This is a genomic window from Candidatus Aquicultor secundus, assembly GCF_002791875.1.
In the GTDB taxonomy this organism is placed as follows: Bacteria; Actinomycetota; Aquicultoria; order Aquicultorales; family Aquicultoraceae; genus Aquicultor_A; species Aquicultor_A secundus.
The window spans coordinates 1-4105 of sequence record NZ_PFNG01000230.1; the positions used below are offsets into that span (position 1 = coordinate 1).

Annotated in this window: 5 protein-coding genes and 2 pseudogenes; all 7 read left to right on the forward strand. The window is 44.7% G+C overall.

The features are described from left to right. The first annotated feature begins 391 nt into the window (after nt 1–391). The 7 genes and pseudogenes from COY37_RS11975 (at nt 392) to COY37_RS12095 (ending at nt 3832) form a co-directional block, all read left to right on the forward strand. Complete coding sequence (locus COY37_RS11975) at nt 392–592, forward strand: ArsR/SmtB family transcription factor (protein WP_353683020.1); 201 nt, start codon at nt 392–394, stop codon at nt 590–592. A 150-nt stretch (nt 593–742) separates the two neighbouring features. Beyond that, a pseudogene (locus tag COY37_RS09760) lies at nt 743–1783 on the forward strand (uroporphyrinogen decarboxylase family protein). An 82-nt stretch (nt 1784–1865) separates the two neighbouring features. Further along, nucleotides 1866–2246, forward strand: a complete 381-nt coding sequence (locus COY37_RS09765) for a hypothetical protein (RefSeq protein ID WP_286977414.1) — start codon at nt 1866–1868, stop codon at nt 2244–2246. Beyond that, a complete protein-coding gene (locus tag COY37_RS09770; RefSeq protein WP_286977416.1) occupies nt 2236–2763 on the forward strand; it encodes a hypothetical protein in 528 nt (175 codons plus the stop codon). Before COY37_RS09765 ends, COY37_RS09770 begins: the two co-directional genes overlap by 11 nt. Beyond that, a complete protein-coding gene (locus COY37_RS09775; protein ID WP_286977418.1) occupies nt 2741–2944 on the forward strand; it encodes a hypothetical protein in 204 nt (67 codons plus the stop codon). The genes COY37_RS09770 and COY37_RS09775 overlap by 23 nt, the downstream gene beginning before the upstream one ends. Before the next feature lie 117 nt (nt 2945–3061). Next, nucleotides 3062–3520: pseudogene (locus COY37_RS12090) on the forward strand (tetrahydromethanopterin S-methyltransferase subunit A); the annotation flags it as partial. A gap of 33 nt (nt 3521–3553) precedes the next feature. Then, nucleotides 3554–3832, forward strand: a complete 279-nt coding sequence (locus tag COY37_RS12095; protein ID WP_502693755.1) for a DUF4346 domain-containing protein — start codon at nt 3554–3556, stop codon at nt 3830–3832. Nucleotides 3833–4105 lie beyond the last annotated feature (273 nt).

Below are 4105 nucleotides of genomic sequence, written 5' to 3' on the forward strand. Positions count from 1 at the left end.
ATACTAGTTGGTTTTTAAGATTGATGCTGCTGGTAAGATATAAATTCCGCCAGCTTCTCCAATAACTCAAAGTTTGAATAGCGTCCACTTACGGCAGCAAATAGTCCCTATTCAAACAATGGCTTTGACGAGCCATTTTCTAGTTAGGGAAAAATTGAACCCTCAAAGGATTCGAACTTTCGCATCGCAATCGCACACTTTTTATTGATACGCATATTGTTACAGCTGGTAGTTGATTTGAGCGGTGTCTGATGAGAGCTGGTCTGTTTATTTTTAGAATGGATGATTGACTCGTTTCCCATTTGGATATAAACTGGCATTGATATAAACGCTAGTTTATATCAAAAGGAAGTGGTTGCTTATGGACGTTCATTCGGATGCTCGCGTTGAAATGATCGCTAAAATATTCAAGACGCTTTCCGATACTAACCGGCTTCGAATAATCAAGGCGTTGACGATGAATTGCCAATCTGTATCGGCAATTGTCAAAGCGACGGAGATGTCACAACCGCTAGTCTCGCACCATCTTAGTGTATTGAGAAAAACCGGTTTGGCTCGCGCTGAGCGGCATGGCGCATATACCTACTATTGACTTAGTGATGTTGCGGTCTGGGAGACTGTTGAGCACTGCGGACTAATCGCAAATCGATTTGAAAGAACTGCGCTAGAAGGGCAAGAAAAAAAGATTGAGTGATAGCAAGAGCGTACAGGTTAAGGCGTGGAGGTTTATATGGCGGAGCAAATGGTTTTGAATCAAAAAGAGCGTCTTATTAGTATTTTAAGAAGAGAACCGACGGAGAAGCGAACCTTTATCGCCCCCGACGGAGCGACAAGCATGGCAGTCATCGAGGTTATGGAGAAGACGGATTGCTATTTGCCGGAAGCCCACGGTGATGCTTTGATGATGGCAAAACTGGCAATCGCAGCCAACAGGTTAACTAGCGCAGAAAACATCGGTATCCCTTTTTGCACAACGGTTGAAGCTAAAGCGATAGGCTCAACCGTTGAGCTTGGCACAAAAGAAAAAAGACCAAAGACTACAGCTTATGCCCTTGAGAGCATAGCAGATATAGATCGCCTTCTTCCTATTGATCCAGGTAGTGGCCGGGCAAAAGTTTGCGTGGAGGCGGTAACGATAGTAAGTTAGAAAGTCTCGGATGTTGCGATCATTGCCAATCTTGTAGGGCCGGTAAGCCTTGCCACCTCACTGATTAATCCAAGTATCTTTACCGAAGCGATTCAAGACGACAAAGATGCAGCGCATGAACTTCTAAAGCTTACGACCAAAAACCTTATAGAATTTGGCGGTGCCATGCTCGCGGCCGGAGCCGATGTAATATGTATTGCTGAGGCAGCTACCGCACTTGAGGCCATAGACCGCAGCGCTTTTGAAGCGTTTGTGCTGCCGTACATAAATGAGATGACGGATTATTTCCGAGATACTCTTGATGTCCAATCAATCGTTCAGTTCTGCGGTGATGTTTCTAAGTTTGGGGATGCCATTTCTAATATTTCTGCAGCGGCAATAGGTATTGATTCAGTGGCTAATGTAAAAACGGTTAAGAGCCTAGTCGGGTGCAAAGCTATTATGGGAAATATAGGCGCAGAATTGCTGACGAACGGTGAGCCAAATGCTGTTTTTAGAGCTGGTATGCAAAGCCTCATAGACGGGGTAGATATCTTGGCGCCTTCTTGTTACGTTAGCCTTAAAACACCGATTACAAATGCAAGAAGTCTTATAAGGGCGGTTATGAGATCAGATCCTCCAGCTCCTTGCTGTTGATTATGCCAATATCTTACAAACTCTTTATAAGCACTCTGTGTTTGTTATCATTTAAGAAAATGCTTTAGGTTGTGATTGATAAGTGAAAACTAAGATAATTGTTAGCACGATAGGGATATTGGCCCTCATTGCCATTGGCAGCTATTTCTTCCACTCGAGCAGCAAAACCGCTACATCAAATCCAAATGCGGCTCCAATGCAAGTCATTTCGGTGGATCAAGTTGCGCAATCACCAGAGAGTTTTAAGGGTCAGATTGCTGTTTCCGGTACCGTTACAAGAATCGATAAGCCAGATATAGCGTTCACCCTGGGGTACTCAGATGCATGCGTTAGGATGCCGATAGTCTACAATGGAAAATCACCAAAGGTCGGCTCAAACGTGGTCATCTACGGGCAAATCACGAGTGCGGGCAGCGGCAAATATATCTTTTCTGGACAGGAGGTCCGCCAAGATGCACAGTAAGAGGTTTTATCTGGCAATCGCTTTTATTGCTACGTTTTTTATTCATGGTGTCTATCTTACGTGGCAGAGCATGTGGGCTTCAAGCAAGTGGATACAAACTGCTGCCGATTCATCGTTCTTAACCAACCTAACCCGATACTTTCAGACTCAGGATTATTTGTTGGGTATCTCCTACGGGTTATCATTGGCATTTATGGTCTATGCGTTCTTGAGACTCAAAGAAGGACAAAAAAGCGGCGCGGCGGGGTTAGTTGGTGGAGCCACACTTACTGGCTTGCTCTACTTCGGTGGCTGTTTTTTGATCGGGTGCTGTGGCTCTCCGATGCTTGTTGTATACCTAAACTTATTTGGAGCGGGGTTTTTAGGTTTTGCAAAGCCGCTTGTTCTCATACTGACAATGCTCTCGATTACCATAGGTTATTTCTGGATGGAGAGAAAAGCAAAAACGGCTACCTGCAATTGTCCAGGCGGCTTGTGTGGTGAGGTTGCGAACGATGAACCAAGAGTTGATAGATAAGCTTAAAAACGAGCTTGAAGAAGGCATGGGTCTTGAAAAGTGCCGAAAGTGCGGTTGCATGAAAGATGCGCTCAATGCTCTCGAAGAGGCTCTTCCGCAGCTTAAGGAAAAAGGAATAGCCAAGATAGCTGAGCGGGTTGATGGGTGGGTAGGTGAGCTTGAAGAGCAAAAATATAAGTGAGCGGGTTGTAAACACTGCTACGGGGCCGTAGCATCAAATGCACTTCATGATCTTTTAGAAGAGACGCAGACAGAAACGCAAGCAGTTGAGTTTCTTGAGACAAACCTTAAGTGGCCGCCCCTTCCGGGTGAATACTCTGTTCTGTGCAGAAGCCAAAACTGTCATGTTGCAGTTTCGACTCTTGGTAGTGAGACCCTTGCAGGAGAACTGGTACAAGCACAACCGGCGGGTTTGAGCATAGTCGGCAAAACCGAGACGGAGAACATCGGCATCGATAAGCTCATAAAAAATACTATCACAAACCCTGCTATTCGATTTCTTATCCTTGCTGGGTCCGATCCTGAAGGGCACTTTAGCGGCAAAACAATTCTTGCCTTATTCGAGAACGGAGTTGATGAGAATATGCGTGTTGTCGGCTCACCTGGTAGGAGACCGGTTTTGAAAAATGTGACGCTTGAAGAGGTAACCACATTTACAAATCAGGTCAGAATTATCGATATGATTGGCTCAGAGAGCATTGTGGCTATATCGCGGAATATTGAAGAGCTTGAGAAGAGTCTGCCAAAATCTTACAGCATCCGGCCTGCCCATATTGAAGAAGTTCCAAGAATCAAGGCAGGGGAGCCGAAAGTCCTAAAGCTTGATAAAGCCGGTTACTTTGTCATTATCCCTGAGCCCACACAAAATTTGCTCATCGTTGAACATTATTCAAATGATAACAAGCTTCTTCATGCCGTAGAGGGCGAAGATGCTCGAAGCATCTACTTTACAGTTATTGAAAATGGCTGGATCAGTGAACTCTCGCATGCCGCTTATCTTGGAAAAGAGCTAGAGAAAGCCGAGCTCTCGATGAGACTTGGGTTTAAGTATGTCCAAGACGGTATGTAAGAGAATTCTCGAAGCTCGTGCTTGAGCTGTCGATACAAGTATAATGTATTGCTATATTTTGAGTTGAGGTTTTATGGACGAGATAAAAGAGATTGAAGCTCATGGTTGCTGAGAAGAGCTCGTTGATGTTGGTAAACATCAATCATCAGAGCAAGATTCGGCAATTACTTCGAAGCTACATCAAAATACTGAAGATTGCATGATTTGCGGCTCATCCCTTGAATATCTTGGGCAAGCCGAAGAGCTAACATGCGTCTATTGCGGCGTATCAGA